Source organism: Paenibacillus sp. 481 (assembly GCF_021223605.1).
Classification (GTDB): Bacteria; Bacillota; Bacilli; order Paenibacillales; family Paenibacillaceae; genus Paenibacillus_B.
The window spans coordinates 769,567-786,879 of sequence record NZ_CP075175.1; the positions used below are offsets into that span (position 1 = coordinate 769,567).

The following is a 17,313-nucleotide window of genomic DNA, read 5'->3' on the forward strand; positions in this document are numbered from 1 at the left end:
TTTGTGCAACATTATCAATTTTTGTCGAAAATAAAGAAAAAATCGCGGAACATGTCGAAAACCTTCTCTACATGTTCCGCTATTATCAAATGTTATGCCCACACCAGCTTCGAGAAATCCGCAAATCGACGCAAATCTGCACCAATATTTGCTAACAACGCTAAACGATTTGTACGCACTTGCTCATTCTCCGCCATAACCATAACGTTGTCGAAGAACGTATGAATCGCTTCCTTCAACTCGCCAAGTTTAGCCAATGCTGCTTGAGGATCTTGCGATAGCCCCGCAGTGTAAGCTGCGTGCACATCCGTCCATGCACGATACAAGGCATGCTCCACATCTTGCTCAAACAACGCTGCATTTACCTCTGTGGATGTAGCTTTGGATGCCAAGTTACATACGCGGTTGAACGACTCGACTGTCAACTTAAACGACTCTTCTTGCACCGCGCCCATCAACGCTTGCCCTCTTGCCACAGTCAACTTCACATCGTCAAAACCAGATGCCATTACAGCATCGACAACGTCGTAGCGTACAGCTTCAGACAATACATTTTTCACACGCAATGCAAAGAACTCGAATAAGTCTTTACGTACTTCATCACGGTTACGTTTCAACAATCCTGCTTGCTCGTGAATGTTAAGCACGATGTCAAACACCGCAGACAACGTAAGTGGAAGCTCACGCTCAAGCAACATGTTGACGATACCCGCTGCTTGGCGACGCAACGCGTAAGGATCTTGCGAACCTGTTGGGATAATGCCGATCGCAAAGCAGCCGATCAATGTATCCAACTTGTCAGCCAAGCTTACGACAGAACCAACAAGCGTTGCAGGTGCTGTATCGCCTGCAAAACGCGGCTTGTAATGCTCGTTAATAGCTTGCGCAACGATTGCATCCTCACCTAATTTGCTAGCGTAGTCCTCGCCCATCACGCCTTGCAATTCTGGGAACTCGTATACCATTTGGGTTACGAGGTCAAATTTGCAAATGTCAGCCGCACGGCTAACGAGTTGAGCTGTCGCTTGGTCTGCTTGCACAGCAGTAGCTGTTGCATCAGCAATAGCACGGATACGGCGTACTTTATCGCCCAGCGTTCCTAGCTCTTCATGGAAGACGATATTGTCCAGCTTGCTGACACAATCCTCGATCCGCAACTTCTGGTCTTCTGCATAGAAGAACTTCGCATCGGATAGACGAGCACGCAATACCTTCTCGTTTCCTTTAGCAACAATATCAAGCCCTTTACTGTCACCATTGCGCACCGTTACGAAGAACGGCAGCAACTGCCCTTCCGTATTCAAGACAGGGAAGTAGCGTTGGTGCTCACGCATGGACGTAATCAGTACATCTTGCGGAATGTTCAAGAACGCCGGGTCAAACGTACCGAATAAGGCAGTCGGATACTCAACTAAGAAGAGAACTTCTTCCAGCAAGTCTTCCTTGATCGCAATATTCCAGTTCTTTTCCTGTGCCAGCGCCTCGATTTGACGCGTAATTTCTTGTTGACGCTCTGCCACGTCCACGATAACGAACTGCTCACGCAATCGTTCTACGTATTGGCTTGCTTCTTCAATGACCGTTTCACTACCTAAGAAACGGTGACCGCGTGACACGTTGCCTGACGTCACACGCGTCAGCTCCATAGGAACGATGTCGCTACCATGCAAAGCGACAATCCAACGAATCGGGCGCACATAGCGCATGTCGTATGCGCCCCATCTCATATTTTTCGGGAACGTCATCGCCTGAATGATCGAAGTTAAACCTTCGCTCAATACGGCCGCCGTCTCGGTTCCGATGCTGCTCTTATTCGCATACACGTACTCAACGCCGCTCAATTCTTTAAAGAACAATTGCTCCGGTTCAGCACCTTGGCTACGAGCAAATCCGAGCGCCGCTTTCGTCCACTCGCCTTGTTCGTTCACAGCGATTTTACGTGCAGGCCCTTTTACTTCTTCATGAACGTCCGTTTGCTTGTCAGCTACGTTGTGCACGAGGAGTGCCAAACGACGTGGTGTAGCAAAAGCTTGCACCTGCTCATACGCGATCCGGGATTCAGTCAGCCAACGCTCCATTCGTTCTTTAAGCTGGTCCATAGCTCCGCGCATAAAACGCGCAGGCACTTCCTCCAACCCTAGTTCTAGCAATAGATGTTTAGGCATTGTGATCTTCCCCTTTCGCCTTTTTCATGAGCGGGAAGCCTAGCTTCTCCCGTTCCTCGTAGTAAGTTGCTGCTACTTGTCGCGCTAAGTTACGCACGCGTGTAATGTAACCTGTACGCTCTGTGACGCTAATCGCTCCGCGCGCATCAAGCAAGTTGAACGTATGGGAACATTTTAAGACATAGTCGTACGCCGGAAATACTAAGTTGTGCTCCATTGCGCGTTTTGCTTCTTGTTCGTACATCCCGAACAACGTAAACAACATCGCAGTATCACTAACTTCAAATGTATATTTCGAATGTTCGAATTCAGGTTGATGGAACACATCACCGTAAGTGACGCCGTTTACCCACTCTAAATCAAACACATTTTCTTTTTCTTGAATGTAAGAAGCGAGACGCTCCAAACCGTACGTAATTTCAACCGCTACCGGATTCGCATCAATTCCGCCCACTTGCTGGAAATACGTGAACTGTGTAATTTCCATGCCATCGAGCCATACTTCCCAACCAAGGCCCCATGCGCCAAGCGTAGGTGACTCCCAGTTATCCTCAACGAAGCGAATATCGTGCAAAGTTGGATCGATGCCCAGACGTTTCAAGCTTTCCAAATAAATTTCTTGGATGTTGTCAGGCGACGGTTTCAAAATAACTTGAAACTGATGATGCTGATACAATCGGTTCGGGTTTTCGCCGTAACGGCCGTCCGCAGGACGACGGGAAGGCTCTACATACGCTACATTCCAAGGCTCTGGACCGATTGAACGCAAAAACGTCATCGGGTTCATCGTGCCGGCACCTTTTTCCACATCGTACGGCTGTACGATAATGCAATTATGCTCGGCCCAGAAATTTTGTAGAGTTAAAATGATTTGTTGAAAATTCATGTGCCTTCTACACTCCTTTACAATGGTTATCGGTTCTGACGTAAAGAGTACCAAGTCAACACAGCAATGCCGCTGGTCTCTGGTAAGAGTTAGTCGCAATTTGAAAAATGCATGCAAATGCAAAAAACTCCCGTCTCTACGTCTGATACCAGACATAGGGACGAGAGTTATATCCCGCGGTTCCACCCTACTTGATCCATATTTGACAGCAGCACAGCAATTCGTCATTGCTCGTGTAAGCTAGTGTCAATTATCGATCCACTTTCTCCGTTCCGTTCGCTCCAAAGTGCCATTTCATTCGTCTGCTCGTTCAGGCTCACACCGTCCCCGAATCGCTCTATTCAAACATTAACGAATTACTTCCTTCTTCATCGCAAATATTACTTATCATTTGTATTATGATAGCGAAATGAAGGTCATTCGTCAAGATTAGCCAGATCATATTTCTCCATCTGTTCAAGAAATTGAAGCGACTTCAGCTTTACGCCGACATGCGTATCCATATACCCGCGCATACACGCGCGCAGTTGCAGCTTCGTTTCAGGCTTTAACGTAATGTTGCCTAGCCTACGCAAATCGGTTTTGGCAAACAGCTGAAGCAGCTTTAACGTTTGTAGCGGCGAGATGAAATTCGCATGCTCACGCGGTCTACACGTGCTGCAAATTGCACCACCTAAGCGCCAGCCAACCCCGATAAAGTTATCTTCACGGCCGCAAATAATACATTGATTGAGCTGTGGCTCGACGCCCGTTGCTTGACAAAGCTTAATCTCAAACAAGTGCGTTGTCACTTGAGGATCTTTCCCTTGCTCTAATGCACGCAAATAAGCTAGCAACTGCTCGTACATATAGCCGCCGGCCTCTTCGTCTTGCAGGGCACGATCGACCAATTCAGATACATACGAAGCATAAGCAGCCAAGTGTAGCTGCTCTCTTAATGGATGATGTGCCTCCATAATTTCGCACGAATTTAGGGTGCCAATTTGCCCCATTCCACGGAAAAAGACATATTCTCCATATGTAAATAATTGCGTTGCCGCAGCATGGCGACTGCGCACCTTTTTGGCGCCCCTGACGAGCACGCCAACTTTACCATTGGCTTTGGTGCACAGCGTAATGATTTTGTTGCCTTCCCCATAATCCATGCTGCGGATAACAATCCCCTCGACACGATATAGCACCGTGATCCTCCCATGCTATCGGACATAATCGATATTATTCCGAATCCGACGGTGCGACTGCTTCCACCGCTGGTTCCTCTTTTTCCGTGAGTTGTCTAATTTGCTTATACAATAAATAAGCATCGACATCCCCAGTGTTGGAAAATACGTTCCACGAAAAATCACGCATCCGTGAATCCCCCTCGTCGGAAAAGATGATGTGTCAATCATTAGGTTGACCCGTGACGAAGGGAATATCCATTGCAATTTTTGGAGGGCTACACGTCGTGACGGAAACCGAGATCACGCAGCACGCGATCTTGGTTGCGCCAGTCTTTTTTCACTTTAACCCATAGTTCAATAAAAGTGCGCGAGCCGAGCAAGTTTTCAATATCTTTACGCGATTGCTTGCCGATCTCTTTCAACAAAGCGCCCTGCTTACCGATAACGATACCTTTTTGGGAATCACGCTCGACGAAAATAATAGCAGAAATATGGACAACACCGTTCTCTTGCACACGCATGTCTTCAATCGCAACTGCAATGGAGTGCGGAATTTCTTCACGCGTCGATTGCAAAATTTTCTCACGAATCAATTCAGCAACGACGAATTGCTCAGGGTGATCCGTGATTTGATCATCAGGGTAATATTGCGGCCCTTCAGGCAAATAATTAACAAGCACGTCCAACAAACGGTCAACGTTGTTACCGTTCAAGGCAGAAATCGGCACGATGGCAGCAAATTCATGCATGGCATTGTACTGCGCGATCATTGGCGCCAATTGTTCAGGTGTCACTTGGTCAATTTTGTTCATAACCAAAATGACAGGGGTGCGTACATTTTTCAATTGTTCAATAACAAATCGGTCGCCACCACCAAAACCTGCCGCGGCATCTATGAGAAATAGCACCGCTTCTACTTCGTTCAACGTATTTAAAGCGACTTGGTTCATATAATCACCAAGCTTGGATTGACGCTTATGGATACCTGGTGTATCCAAAAAGACGATCTGGGAATTGTCTTTCGTATATACACCGTGAATTTTGTTACGTGTCGTTTGTGGCTTATCGGACATGATTGCAATTTTTTGTCCGATTACATGGTTCATTAACGTCGATTTACCTACATTTGGACGCCCGACAATCGCGACAAACCCCGATTTAAAACTTTCTTGTTGTTGTGAAGATTTATGGTTTAACATATTGTTTTCTTTCTCCTCCTTCACTACCTCTAAACTTCTTCATTTAATTTTGCTGAACGCGAAGCAGAGCTGTTTAAGCTATCCACATTAAATGCTCCTGGCAACAACTCGCTCACAGTTGTTTCCGACCACGTTCCATTTACTGTCCCCATATAAACAGGCATATCTGGAGGACATAGTTCAATAATCACTTGTCGGCACACGCCGCAAGGTGTAATGGGTTGCTCTGTGTCGCCGATTACCGCAATCGCTTTGAATGAGCGCGGTGCACATCCATCCGCGATCGCACGGAACAATGCCGTACGCTCCGCACAGTTTGTAGGCCCGTAAGCTGCATTTTCTACATTGCAGCCATGATGCACATTTCCGTGCTCATCTAGCAACGCTGCACCCACTTTAAAATGGGAATACGGTGTATAGGCTTTCTCTCTTGCTAATTTTGCTTGTTCCATCAATTGTTGTCCATTCATTATTTGTTCCCCCTCAAGTTTGTCTGGATGTTACATGAAATGGTTAACTATCAAAATCACTAATTCTAGCATAGGTTGAAAAAAGACAATACCTCCGACGAAGACGGCAAAAACCGCCGTCACGAATACTGCTCCTGCGGCGGTGTCCTTTGCAATTTTAGCTAAAGGATGCGGGTCCGGCATCGTCAAATCAACCGCGGCTTCCACCGCGGTATTCATTAACTCGGCAGACCAGACTAGCGTAATCGCTAATCCGATCCACATCCACTCGGTAACCGAAATGCCGAACCCTACACCCATCGCACACACGAGCATCGACAAGACGCCATGTACACGCATATTGCGCTGCGTGCGAAACGTATGAACAATGCCAACTAGCGCCACCTGAAACGTATCGCTCCAAGGGCGTTTCATCAGCGGCTCAAACCTATGCGGCTTAATACAGCTTCCTGTTTGTCCATCATAACGCGCTCGCTTGCGTCATCCTGATGGTCGTATCCGAGCAAATGTAAAAACCCGTGTACGAACAAGAATCCAATTTCTCGATCCAACGAGTGCCCATAGTCATCCGCTTGCGCACGCGCACGCTCTGTGGAAATAATGATGTCGCCGAGCATATCGCCTAACGACTCCAAATCATCCTCCACATCGTATATAATATCCAATTCTTCATCTGTCGATTCGTTCATTGCAAACGATAACACATCTGTAGGACGATCGATGCCACGGTAATCGCGATTAAGTTCATGAATACGTTCGTCATCTACAAACGTCAACGCGACCTCCCCTGCCTCGATTCCTTCCATTTGAGCCGCTTCTTGCAAAATACGCTCAAGCAAATGAATTAACTCATCTGAAATCGGATATACCTCTTGCTCATTGTTACACTCTAAAGCCATGCTCATAATTACCGTTGTCGCTCCTTCTATTCCTGTTTGCCAGTCGACTCGGTCGAATTAATCTTCTTATCCGATGTTTCCGAAGTAGTCGCAGACGACAGTTTACCTTGCTTGTGCTGCTTGGATTTCACATCTTCAGGATATTCGATGCGAGAATGGAAAATGCCCATCACCGTTTCCTTTAGCGATTGAGCAATAATGTCCAGCTCTCTAATCGTGAGGTCACACTCATTAAACTGATGGTCATCAATTCGATCCTTCACAATTTTTTGAATCATCGTATCGATTTGCTCTACCGTTGGCTGACGCAGCGAACGAACAGCCGCTTCCACGCAATCCGCGATGCCGACAATCGCGGCTTCCTTCGACTGCGCCTTCGGGCCTGGATATCGGAAATCATCCTCGGTGAAATCCGGCTCGACACCTTGTTCTTCCGCTTGCTTCAAAGCCTTATGGTAGAAATACTTCAAAAATGTTGTCCCGTGATGCTGCTCCGCAATGTCCCGAATATGCTTCGGTAGCTTATAATCTTTCAGCATTTCCGCTCCATCGCGAGCGTGTGCTGTAATGATTGAAGCACTTAGCTTCGGTTCAATGAAATCATGCGGATTATCCATATTCGTTTGATTTTCGATAAAGTAACTTGGACGCTTCGTCTTACCAATATCATGGTAAAAAGCACCTACACGGCATAGCAATCCATTTGCTCCGATCGATTCAGCTGCCTGCTCCGCCAAATTGCCGACCATCACACTGTGATGGTACGTTCCCGGTGTCTCCGTCAACAACTTGCGCAGTAACGGATGGTTCGGGTTGGACAGTTCGACAAGCTTCAGTGCCGACAATATGCCAAATGTAACTTCGAAAAATGGCATCAGACCGAGCACGAGCACAGCTGTTACGAGTCCGCTTGCAAAAGCGAATGCAGCAGCGAGCATCGTATTTTGATTATACACCGCATCTCCGCTAAGCATCGCTAACGTAAACACGGTCACACTGCCAAAAATGCAAACCATAATGCCAGCCTTTAAAATGGTAGATCGCTGGCTCGCTCGGTGTATGGCAAAAATGGCTGAATATGATGTAACGAGCGCGAAGAACCCGAATTCATAATCGAATATCGACCCTTGCTGTGTATTAAGCAGGATGCTCGCAATTACGCTGAACACAACGGCACAGACGTAAGCTAAGGACAAATCAATGAGCAACGTAATGAGCGTTGCACCTACAGCTACAGGAGCCACATAACCTAAGTATTGTGTATCCTCCGTATGAGGGTAAGCTACCACATGTATCGCCAAAATATTAATCACAAATATAATGACGAGCATAAGCAGTTGAGCATTGTTAAAGCGGAAATGCGGATGGCTGCCTTGGCGCATGAACATAAATAGTACCAAAGAGAACATGGTACTCAAGAGCAGTAAACCAAACTGCGGCCAATAATTCACATCGGTCTTCAACAACTGATTCTCTTTCAGCATCTCATACGTATCTTTCGTGATGACTACGCCTTTTTCAACGATAATGTCACCTTGCTTAATAAATACTTGTAGCGTATTTTCACGAGCTTGAACTTTCGCTTCCTTTGTCGCTTCTTCGTCAGAGAACTTATTCGGCGTCAAAGATAGACGAACGAGTTCTTGAACGACTTCACGTTCAGAGCGTTTATTAAGGGAGCTTGCATTCACGTACTCAGCTACTTTAGCACGAGCAATCGCCGCCTCTGGGACCGTATCGCTCATCAATTTAGTAACCAAATCTCGTGCTACTGGCTTCATTTGTCCAATGTCTTCTTTGGATAAACGCGCCATTTTAATAAACGTTTCCTCAGGAACTCGATACTTCTGCTCTTCAATTTGCTCTTTCATTTCATCAAGCATACTGGACGAATATGTACCCGCATTCCGTAAATTCGCGATAAAGGTACGCACATAATCATCAAACATAACTGGAATGACTTTGCGGTAAAGATCAACTTTTTCCGAGAACGAAATTTGGTCATCCAAATTCAATTGTTCGATGCGGTTAAAAATATCATCGAGCAAGCGTTCATTTTTAACACTCACAATTTGAAAAACAGGTTGAACGCGCTCCGCTGCCAGCTCTTGAGCTTTAAGCGTCGCTTTCAAATCCGGAATTTGAATGGGAGCTACGATGTCTGCTTCGCTGCGCGCACCAATTTGAATATCGAACTTCTTAGGCAACACGCTTGAAGCTAAGCTAAAATAAAACAATAACGTTAAACAAAAGAACAAAAGAAAGCGTACGCCGACGCTGTGCTTCCATCCCGACATATTCAATTGCTCTCGGCTTCCACTGCCGGAACGTTGTGCGTTTAGCATAGAGAACAGCCCTCTCTATCCTTGGTTTTCACTTTCATGCTGGTAAGCAACAATAATCTTCTGTACTAAGGAATGACGTACCACATCTTGCTCTGCAAAATGGATAAATCCAATTTCCTCAATATTTTTCAAAATATGAACGGCTTCTATTAGACCCGAGCGTTTACCTCTAGGTAAATCGATCTGCGTCACGTCTCCAGTAATGACCATTTTTGATCCAAAACCTAAACGTGTCAGAAACATTTTCATTTGCTCCGGTGTCGTATTTTGCGCTTCATCCAAAATAATAAAAGCGTCGTCCAACGTGCGTCCACGCATATAAGCGAGCGGTGCAATTTCAATCAGACCGCGCTCTAGCGCTTTTTCCACCTGATCCTGTCCCATGACCTCATACAGGGCATCATAGAGCGGTCGCAAGTACGGATCGACCTTTTCCTGCAAGTCGCCTGGCAGGAAGCCTAAATTCTCGCCTGCTTCCACAGCAGGGCGCGTTAACACGATACGCTTGACCGATCCTTCTTTAAGCGCGGTAACAGCAAGCACGACAGCTAAATACGTTTTACCTGTACCAGCAGGTCCAACCCCAAACACGATGTCTCGCTTTTTGATGGTGGACACATAGTGCTTCTGACCAATTGTCTTAACACGAATCGGCTTGCCGCGGAACGTAACGGCAATTTCCCCTTTAAATAAATCGAGAAGCTCATCAGCCTTCCAATCCTGAGCTAAATCCATAGCATACGTCATATCACGCTCTGACAGCGCAATGTTATTGCGGATTAGCTGGAGCAGTACATCAAACAGCTGATGTAGCTTTTCAACTTCTTCCTGTTGTCCTGTTATGACGATTTCTGCTTCTCGTGACATAATTTGCGCCTCAGTACGGCTCTCAATAAGCCGCAGATACTTGTCCTGCGGTCCGAATAGGGCAAGTCCTTCGTCGGCATTTTGCAGCGATAATTTAGTAGTCAATTGTTGCGACAAAAACCTCAGTCTCCTTGCTTTCAGTCTACTGGTGTGCGATAAGCGGTTTCTCTACTGCTATGGATTGCTCCACTTCAAAGAGCACCCTTAAATCCACTTTACCATTGTCCGACTTCTGATGCAAAATTTTTTCCGTATGGATCCGGACTTGAGGCCCATTTTTCGCAGTAATATCAAGCCGTGCTTGCTGCAATCCTGCTTGTACAGCTTCTTGCACACTGCGCTCTTCGGCGGCAACATGCACTTCCAACACTTTTTCTTTTACCCAGCCTACCGGAAAATCAAGCTCTCTCCACTGTACTTTATTCACATCTTCGACAATTTCATATTGGGCGTAAGGAATATCGCCGTATCCTTTTACCTTCACCTTATGTTCACCCGCTGTCACATACAGCCTTTCAAGCTGCTCACCTGTATATACCTTCTGCTTGCTAATTAAAGGAGAAGTGATCCGGTACTCATACCAGACTAGCCCATGCACCTCCCCTTTTGCTGCAACGGACTGCAAACCATTCACGGATTCAATAATACCGCTGATAAGGATATTCCCTTGTTTAACTCGCATATGCTGTCGCACTAATGCCCTTCCTTTTTCAGCTAATACATGCGTAATAACGGCATCCTCTTTGGCAACCAAATGTCGTGGATTCACTAGCTTTTTAGCGTCAGGGATCGTTGTCTCAGCTACCTGTATCGTTATTTTTGTACCTTGACGATGAATACCAACCCAAGATGTATCCGGCAATCGCGCATTTAATGATTTAGATAGCACGTCCGATTCACGCAAACGAAAAGTCCATTGAAAAGGGAACACCCCTTCTTCTTTCGCTGCATGTAATACAGTTTCAGTTGGAATACGTACATTCCCTTTTACTTCTATCGACCACACGAGGGATGAGAGCATGTACAATCCGCACAAAAAAAGAAGCGCGCCCAAAAAGAAAAATTGGCGCCTCCATACCATTTTAAAACGGAATGGCCAACCATTTCGCTGCTCTACATGTATGCGACAGCCTGTCTTTTTCAACAGCGGCCGAAGTCGAAAATAGTCCCTTAGCAAGATGAAAAATGCGATGCCACGTTCCGTGGTACGCACATCCCAAATCGTAATTCGCTTTTTTGTGACGGCATTTATGAAGGATTCAACTTGTTCACCACGCACACTTACTTGCACATAGCCTCGTATACGCGCTAACGCCGGAGCCTTCATGATGATTCCCCCGTTCCATGATACTTAATATCGTGAATAGCACCTTCAATACATACTTCTTCCGTCCATATTCCACGAATGCTTAAATTTGTACCAAACACTTCAAGTTCACCGTTGGCAAGTGCAAGACGCATATGATCACTCGTAAAATGAAGAACGCCGCGATGGTTCTCCACGATCAGTTGACGATTGCCGATCATCGTAAACCGGGGCAGATCCATCACAATATGTTGCGGCAAATCGAACCACTCCGCCGACCATTGGCGCAGCTTGCGGGCGATGCGACCCATATGAGATTGGCCCCCTTTCTGTACTTTACAACTTATGCGATATATGAAGGGAATATGAGGCTATGCGACCGATTATCTTAGACAAAAAAAGCTCCAGTCCCTCAAAGTCAATGGTTGACTTTAAGCGTACTGGAGCTTTATTAAAAATAGTTGGCTTGCTGCCTAGCGACGACCGTATGGACGTTTCGCACGCGGTGGACCTAATATTTCAGCCCATACCACACCTCGCAGCGCATCTTCAGGCCTTAGAGCGAGCTTGGATTTCGTTCGGTTCGTTTGAACCTGATAAGCATTCGATTCGCGGTTAGAATGACGCCTGCCTTGTTCTGTATCCTCATTCCAATCATAATGCCAATTTGCATCATCGTTGCTGGATGAAAAATGCGGCCTCATTTGTCCACGCTGTCGATCCGCAACAGCAGGTTGCATCTCACTGGCAAATACGGGCGCTTGAGTGCTCGTCTGCGCTCGTTCACGCTCAGACTCGCCCTCATATTCCAACTCGAACTCATCATCGTCTTTAGCCTGCTTATTTTGCTGTGGCAGCCCTAGCATATCACCGCCACCAAAACTCGGCATTCGAGTTTCGGCTTCTTTTTGTTTCCCTTTGCTGAACATGGAAATTAATCCACCCAGCACAGCAACCACTATAAAAATATTACTTGCAAGCAAGTCAAAAATAGCCTCTACAATTTTCATGGCTTACCGCCTAGCTTTCCGACTTGGTGTTGCCCTGTTCGCCTTCAGACATTTTCCCAAGCGAACCGCGCATTTGCGTATCTGCCTCGATATTCTTCAGGTTCATATAGTCCATTACACCAATCTTGCCGTTCTTTAACGCTTCAGCCATCGCCAATGGAACCTGCGACTCGGACTCAACGACACGTGCGCGCATCTCAACCACGCGAGCTATCATCTCTTGCTCTTGCGCAACCGCCATCGCACGACGTTCCTCCGCCTTCGCTTGCGCGATTCGTTTGTCCGCTTCCGCTTGTTCCGTCTGTAAGTGGGCACCAATGTTTTTACCTACATCCATGTCTGCGATATCAATGGACAAGATTTCAAAAGCTGTTCCTGCATCCAAACCTTTGCCCAAAACCGTACGGGAAATGAGATCTGGATTTTCTAGTACATCTTTATGTGTAGCACTGGAACCGACAGTCGTCACGATACCCTCGCCTACACGGGCAATAATCGTTTCTTCACCTGCACCACCGACAAGGCGCTCAATATTCGCACGAACCGTTACACGAGCACGAACTTTTACTTCGATGCCGTCTTTCGCCATTGCTGCAACGATAGGCGTTTCAATCACACGCGGGTTAACACTCATTTGTACGGCTTGTAATACGTCACGGCCTGCAAGATCAATCGCTGCCGCACGTTCAAATTCCAAGTTGATATTAGCACGTTGTGCTGCAATTAGAGCGTTAACTACACGGTCAACGTTACCACCTGCTAAATAGTGGCTTTCCAATTGGTTAATCGTTACACCCAGACCGGCTTTAGTCGCCTTAATCATTGGATTTACGATACGACTTGGTGTAACACGACGCAAACGCATCGCCACCAACGTAATAATACTAATGCGTACACCGGAAGAAATAGCGGCAACCCATAGCATTACAGGGAAAAAGCTAAAAAATACAGATAATACGATCAGCGAGACCGCACCGATAAGCAAATAAGAAATCATCGCAGAATCCATAAACGACATAACCTCCAACATCTATTTGGTAAACTAATTTATCCCCTAGTAGTTAAATGTGCTTACGTACAACGACACGCGCCCCTTCTACTTCCATCACGATAACGGTTGCATCGCGCTCGATAAACGTACCATCCGTCACGACATCGATATGCTTACCGTCAATCATTACGGTGCCCGATGGACGAAGCGGCGTAATTGCTGTTCCAACTTTGCCAATCAGCGCCGTCTGGTTGTCATTCGATACGTAGCCTTCGTTCGTCGATAGTGTATCTCGCAAAATAAAGCGATTCCACACACCACGATGTTTAAATACTTTAGCTACAATGACGACCACGATGACCGCAGCAACAAAAGCGATGCCTAGCGATACAAACGCATCTGACGTATCGTACGCAGCACGTACAACACCAAAAATTAAGCTCGCTGAACCAAGAATGCCTAGTATGCCAAAGCTCGGTATAAACAACTCAAGCACGAGCAGCACGAGTCCTACAATGAACAGGACAACTGTCTCCATTCCGGCTAATCCAGCTACATAATGTCCGAAGAAATAAAGTCCAAACCCAAGTACACCTAAAAATCCAGGTAACCCGAATCCAGGTACAAGCAATTCAATGGCTACACCTGCAATGCCAAGAAACAACAGCAGTGTACTGACGTACGGATTCGTAATAATAGACGCAATCCATTCCGTCGTTTCAGGTTCGATCGTAACGATATTGGCACCTTCTAATTTCATTTGGACCAATAAGTCTTGCACCGATGCAGCCTCATAATCAGCATATCCAACTTTACGCGCTTCCTGTACACTCAAGGACAGCACTTCGCCTGCTTTCTTTACACGGCCAAGCTCAGGCAATTTAATTTCTGACTTCAAGTCAGCCATGGCAACAGCCACATCTACATTGCGGCCATTTTTCTCAGCAGCTGATTTCATTTGACTGTTCCAAAAGGCGATTGCCTTCGGGTCGTCCACGTAATTATGGTCACCGTCTACCAATGCAGCTGCACCAATAGCGCTGCCAGGAGCCATGGCAATCTCATCTGCATTTAAGGCCAAGTAGCTGCCTGCTGACGCCGCCTTGCCGTGCACATACATAACGGTTCGCAGCTGGCTATCTGACAGCAGCGTCCCCATTTCCTGCGCAATTTGTGCATAGCCTCCAGGCGTATTCATTTCTAAAATAACGAGCTCTGCACCGTACTGTGCAGCTTCAGACATAGCTCTCGAAAAAAACGATTTCATCACCGGGTCAACTGTGCCCTGCAACGGGATAACGACTACATTTCTTGATGGATCACTATCCTTATGAGCAGCTACGTCCATCATGGATGGCATCGCTTGAGCAATTGGCAATGAACCAAAAACCATCATCGAGAGCATGAGGAGCAGCAACGATAACGTTGCCTTTTTTCGGAGACCTTCTCCGAACCGTAACCTAAATCGCGTTCCGCTCACCTTCTACCCCCTCCGTATTTCGTAGTTGATACATCTTCTTACTATGACATAATACGTTATATGACCAGAATCGTTTCATATGATTCAGCATTACCAATTGAAATTAAAAAAGACACTCCTCTTAAGAGGAGTGTCTTTTATTTGCCGATAGCTTTTATTGCAAATACTGTTGAACCAGCGAATTGACTAACTTGCCATCTGCGCGCCCCTTCACCTTAGGCATGAGGGCACTCATTACTTTCCCCATGTCGGCTTTCGAAGAAGCACCGGTTTCTTGGATGGCCTCTTGTACAATCACTTTTATCTCTTCTTCGGAAAGCTGAGCAGGTTGGTACTGGCTCAATATATCAATTTCCGCTTTTACATTATCCGCTAATTCGCCACGACCTGCTTTCTCGAACTCATGGAGGGCATCTTTCCGCTGTTTGATTTCACGACCCAGAATCTCAAGGACTTCATCGTCATTCAAAGTTCTTTTAACATCTATCTCAACATTCTTGATCGCCGAACGTACCATCCGGATGGTGGAGAGCTTGAACTTGTCTTGACTCTTCATCGCTTGCTTCATATCTTCGTTCAATCTTTGGCTAAGATCCATTGGTGCTAAATCCTCCTAAAACTTTCTTTTGCGAGCAGCCTCGGACTTTTTCTTGCGCTTGACGCTTGGCTTTTCATAGTGCTTACGCTTTTTAACTTCAGCCAAGACACCATCTTTAGCGATGGAACGCTTAAAGCGACGAAGTGCAGCATCGATTGTCTCGTTTTTGCGAACTTTCGTTTCAGACACCAGTTTTCCCTCCCTCCGACCAGACCGTCCAAGAACGGCAACACGGCTTATCAAACTACATTATATGTGATTGTAAAAGGGGGTGTCAACCTCACGTTCACAATCTGTCATGAATTACGCTTGAAACATCAAATTTCCATACGAAAATTCCCAGTTTCTTGCGAAAAACGACCAGAATTTAACTTACTAGCGGCCCCAAAAATTCACCGCCGAGCAAATGATAATGAATATGGAATACTTCTTGTCCACTATGTTTGCCACAATTGTTAATGAGGCGATAACCTGTCTGGTCCACACCTAATTCACGCGCCACTTCTTGTGCAGCACGATGCATTTCACCAATCAATACAAAATCCTCACCTGCCGCATCGTTCATCGTCGGGATATGCTTCTTGGGAATAATAAGCACATGCACGGGTGCTTGCGGTTGAATGTCATGGAATGCGATAACGTGTTCATTCTCATACACTTTTTTAGCTGGGATTGCCCCTTCTACGATCTTACAAAAAATACAACTCATCTTCGTACCCTCCTTCAGGATGTCCAGTTAAACAGCGACAATTATGTATAACAATATCATAACGAAAATCAAGCCGCTCGTCCAATGTTTAAGCATCTACCCGCACAACAAATATCACTCTCATCCTAATGTGTGTTGATTTAGGATGAGAGTGATGCTTTTGTGAGCTTGATCCACATTTTAATAATAAGGATAAGGGTATGGGTAGTAAGGGTATGGATAAACATATGGATTGATAGCTAATCCTGCCAGGAGAGCGAGCGGAAGTCCAATTGAATCAAAACGGCGACGACCAAAACCATAAGGATAGTAGTAACCTCCATGAAAATAATTGGGCGAATGAAATCCATGACCGAGTGCCCTTGTACAGTCTGCACGGTCATCAGCGTGTGCACCGGGTACAGCTAAATATACGTTAGCATCATCTACATGCTGTATGATACCCTCGTACGCGCACTTGTTAACTGTTTTTAAATGGACGTATCGATGCAGGTGATTATAGCAATGTTCTTTCCAAGAATGTCCTGCTGGCAATGGTTGATTCGCTTCTGCTGGAAATGTTGTGGCGGGGCCACTTGATAGCGGCGGGATCGCACCTTCTGGGTATGGCTTACCTGAACCACCTGATAGCGGTTGGACAGCTCCTCCGGGGTATGGTTTGCTTGAACCATCTGACAGAGGTTGAAACGTTCCTCCGGGAAATGGCTTGCTTGAACCGTCTGACAGCGGTTGAAACGCTCCTCCGGGGTATGGCTTGCTTGAACCATCTGACAGAGGTTGAAACGTTCCTCCGGGAAATGGCTTGCTTGAACCATCTGACAGAGGTTGAAACGTTCCTCCGGGAAATGGCTTGCTTGAACCGTCTGGCAGTGGTTGTGCCGTTCCATGTGAATAAGGCTGGGCTGTTCCACTTGGCAGTGGAGTAGCTGGAACAGATGGCTGAACATTGTTCGATTTTTTCTTTTCCATAGACGCCTCCCACTTTCGCTTTTATTGAGTATACAGTCATGGTATTCGCCCAGTCTTTACTGTGTGCAAGGTACATTTGTGCTGATTGCAAAAAAATAGGCATCTCGTTGTTAGCGTCTAGCGGTAGCTTATTAGACGCTGATCGAGATGCCCATATATAGGTGCCGGTTGTCTGTATTATAACAGCCATTTTCAACTGTCTCTGTGACATACTTCACCATGCTCATTGTATACAGTTGTGCGCTGGGCGTAGCTG

Annotated in this window: 19 protein-coding genes; all 19 read right to left on the reverse strand. The window is 46.2% G+C overall.

The features are described 5' to 3' along the window. Positions 1-92 precede the first annotated feature (92 nt). The gene (glyS, locus tag KIK04_RS03170) at positions 93-2,165 is read right to left on the reverse strand and encodes a glycine--tRNA ligase subunit beta (RefSeq protein ID WP_232276888.1); all 2,073 of its coding nucleotides are present in this window, start codon (positions 2,163-2,165) and stop codon (positions 93-95) included. Beyond that, positions 2,158-3,051, reverse strand: a complete 894-nt coding sequence (gene glyQ, locus KIK04_RS03175; protein ID WP_232276889.1) for a glycine--tRNA ligase subunit alpha — start codon at positions 3,049-3,051, stop codon at positions 2,158-2,160. Before glyQ ends, glyS begins: the two co-directional genes overlap by 8 nt. A 416-nt stretch (positions 3,052-3,467) precedes the next feature. After that, positions 3,468-4,232 (reverse strand): DNA repair protein RecO, encoded by a 765-nt coding sequence (gene recO / locus KIK04_RS03180; protein ID WP_232276890.1) that lies wholly within the window; start codon positions 4,230-4,232, stop codon positions 3,468-3,470. Positions 4,233-4,266: 34 nt separating this feature from the next. Beyond that, positions 4,267-4,401, reverse strand: coding sequence for a YqzL family protein (locus tag KIK04_RS03185; RefSeq protein WP_232276891.1), 135 nt, complete (start codon positions 4,399-4,401; stop codon positions 4,267-4,269). A gap of 88 nt (positions 4,402-4,489) precedes the next feature. Next, positions 4,490-5,413: a GTPase Era gene (gene era, locus KIK04_RS03190; RefSeq protein ID WP_232276892.1), complete on the reverse strand. Its 924-nt coding sequence runs from the start codon at positions 5,411-5,413 to the stop codon at positions 4,490-4,492. A 29-nt stretch (positions 5,414-5,442) separates the two neighbouring features. Next, a complete protein-coding gene (gene cdd / locus KIK04_RS03195; RefSeq protein ID WP_232276893.1) occupies positions 5,443-5,883 on the reverse strand; it encodes a cytidine deaminase in 441 nt (146 codons plus the stop codon). Between the two features lie 30 nt (positions 5,884-5,913). Beyond that, the gene (locus KIK04_RS03200; protein WP_232276894.1) at positions 5,914-6,297 is read right to left on the reverse strand and encodes a diacylglycerol kinase family protein; all 384 of its coding nucleotides are present in this window, start codon (positions 6,295-6,297) and stop codon (positions 5,914-5,916) included. Further along, on the reverse strand, positions 6,297-6,788 hold the full coding sequence (gene ybeY, locus KIK04_RS03205; RefSeq protein WP_232276895.1) for an rRNA maturation RNase YbeY: 492 nt from the start codon (positions 6,786-6,788) through the stop codon (positions 6,297-6,299). The genes KIK04_RS03200 and ybeY overlap by 1 nt, the downstream gene beginning before the upstream one ends. Before the next feature lie 20 nt (positions 6,789-6,808). After that, entirely contained in the window at positions 6,809-9,127 is a 2,319-nt protein-coding gene (locus tag KIK04_RS03210; protein WP_232276896.1) for an HD family phosphohydrolase, read from the reverse strand. A gap of 15 nt (positions 9,128-9,142) precedes the next feature. Beyond that, the gene (locus KIK04_RS03215) at positions 9,143-10,111 is read right to left on the reverse strand and encodes a PhoH family protein (protein ID WP_232276897.1); all 969 of its coding nucleotides are present in this window, start codon (positions 10,109-10,111) and stop codon (positions 9,143-9,145) included. Positions 10,112-10,136: 25 nt separating this feature from the next. After that, positions 10,137-11,321, reverse strand: coding sequence for a sporulation protein YqfD (gene yqfD / locus KIK04_RS03220; RefSeq protein WP_232276898.1), 1,185 nt, complete (start codon positions 11,319-11,321; stop codon positions 10,137-10,139). Continuing rightward, positions 11,318-11,611 (reverse strand): sporulation protein YqfC, encoded by a 294-nt coding sequence (gene yqfC, locus KIK04_RS03225; protein WP_232276899.1) that lies wholly within the window; start codon positions 11,609-11,611, stop codon positions 11,318-11,320. Before yqfC ends, yqfD begins: the two co-directional genes overlap by 4 nt. 162 nt (positions 11,612-11,773) lie before the next feature. Continuing rightward, positions 11,774-12,310, reverse strand: coding sequence for a hypothetical protein (locus tag KIK04_RS03230; RefSeq protein ID WP_232276900.1), 537 nt, complete (start codon positions 12,308-12,310; stop codon positions 11,774-11,776). A 10-nt stretch (positions 12,311-12,320) separates the two neighbouring features. Next, positions 12,321-13,319, reverse strand: a complete 999-nt coding sequence (gene floA / locus KIK04_RS03235; protein ID WP_232276901.1) for a flotillin-like protein FloA — start codon at positions 13,317-13,319, stop codon at positions 12,321-12,323. Between the two features lie 52 nt (positions 13,320-13,371). After that, positions 13,372-14,781: an NfeD family protein gene (locus KIK04_RS03240; protein ID WP_232276902.1), complete on the reverse strand. Its 1,410-nt coding sequence runs from the start codon at positions 14,779-14,781 to the stop codon at positions 13,372-13,374. Positions 14,782-14,935: 154 nt separating this feature from the next. After that, the gene (locus tag KIK04_RS03245; RefSeq protein ID WP_232276903.1) at positions 14,936-15,379 is read right to left on the reverse strand and encodes a GatB/YqeY domain-containing protein; all 444 of its coding nucleotides are present in this window, start codon (positions 15,377-15,379) and stop codon (positions 14,936-14,938) included. Between the two features lie 15 nt (positions 15,380-15,394). Next, positions 15,395-15,568: a 30S ribosomal protein S21 gene (gene rpsU / locus KIK04_RS03250; protein WP_005547957.1), complete on the reverse strand. Its 174-nt coding sequence runs from the start codon at positions 15,566-15,568 to the stop codon at positions 15,395-15,397. 178 nt (positions 15,569-15,746) lie between these two features. Continuing rightward, the gene (locus KIK04_RS03255) at positions 15,747-16,088 is read right to left on the reverse strand and encodes a histidine triad nucleotide-binding protein (protein WP_232276904.1); all 342 of its coding nucleotides are present in this window, start codon (positions 16,086-16,088) and stop codon (positions 15,747-15,749) included. 180 nt (positions 16,089-16,268) lie between these two features. Further along, on the reverse strand, positions 16,269-17,057 hold the full coding sequence (locus KIK04_RS03260; RefSeq protein ID WP_232276905.1) for a hypothetical protein: 789 nt from the start codon (positions 17,055-17,057) through the stop codon (positions 16,269-16,271). Positions 17,058-17,313: the final 256 nt, after the last annotated feature.

Excerpts from the sequence above, each read along its gene's own strand:
- KIK04_RS03245 (WP_232276903.1), bottom strand. The coding sequence starts at position 15,379 with ATGGATCTTAGCCAAAGATTGAACGAAGATATGAAGCAAGCGATGAAG.
- KIK04_RS03200 (WP_232276894.1), bottom strand. The coding sequence starts at position 6,297 with ATGAAACGCCCTTGGAGCGATACGTTTCAGGTGGCGCTAGTTGGCATT.
- ybeY (WP_232276895.1), bottom strand. The coding sequence starts at position 6,788 with ATGAGCATGGCTTTAGAGTGTAACAATGAGCAAGAGGTATATCCGATT.
- yqfC (WP_232276899.1), bottom strand. The coding sequence starts at position 11,611 with ATGGGTCGCATCGCCCGCAAGCTGCGCCAATGGTCGGCGGAGTGGTTC.
- KIK04_RS03185 (WP_232276891.1), bottom strand. The coding sequence starts at position 4,401 with ATGCGTGATTTTTCGTGGAACGTATTTTCCAACACTGGGGATGTCGAT.
- cdd (WP_232276893.1), bottom strand. The coding sequence starts at position 5,883 with ATGAATGGACAACAATTGATGGAACAAGCAAAATTAGCAAGAGAGAAA.
- KIK04_RS03210 (WP_232276896.1), bottom strand. The coding sequence starts at position 9,127 with ATGCTAAACGCACAACGTTCCGGCAGTGGAAGCCGAGAGCAATTGAAT.
- glyS (WP_232276888.1), bottom strand. The coding sequence starts at position 2,165 with ATGCCTAAACATCTATTGCTAGAACTAGGGTTGGAGGAAGTGCCTGCG.
- KIK04_RS03255 (WP_232276904.1), bottom strand. The coding sequence starts at position 16,088 with ATGAGTTGTATTTTTTGTAAGATCGTAGAAGGGGCAATCCCAGCTAAA.
- floA (WP_232276901.1), bottom strand. The coding sequence starts at position 13,319 with ATGGATTCTGCGATGATTTCTTATTTGCTTATCGGTGCGGTCTCGCTG.
- era (WP_232276892.1), bottom strand. The coding sequence starts at position 5,413 with ATGTTAAACCATAAATCTTCACAACAACAAGAAAGTTTTAAATCGGGG.
- KIK04_RS03230 (WP_232276900.1), bottom strand. The coding sequence starts at position 12,310 with ATGAAAATTGTAGAGGCTATTTTTGACTTGCTTGCAAGTAATATTTTT.
- KIK04_RS03260 (WP_232276905.1), bottom strand. The coding sequence starts at position 17,057 with ATGGAAAAGAAAAAATCGAACAATGTTCAGCCATCTGTTCCAGCTACT.
- yqfD (WP_232276898.1), bottom strand. The coding sequence starts at position 11,321 with ATGAAGGCTCCGGCGTTAGCGCGTATACGAGGCTATGTGCAAGTAAGT.
- glyQ (WP_232276889.1), bottom strand. The coding sequence starts at position 3,051 with ATGAATTTTCAACAAATCATTTTAACTCTACAAAATTTCTGGGCCGAG.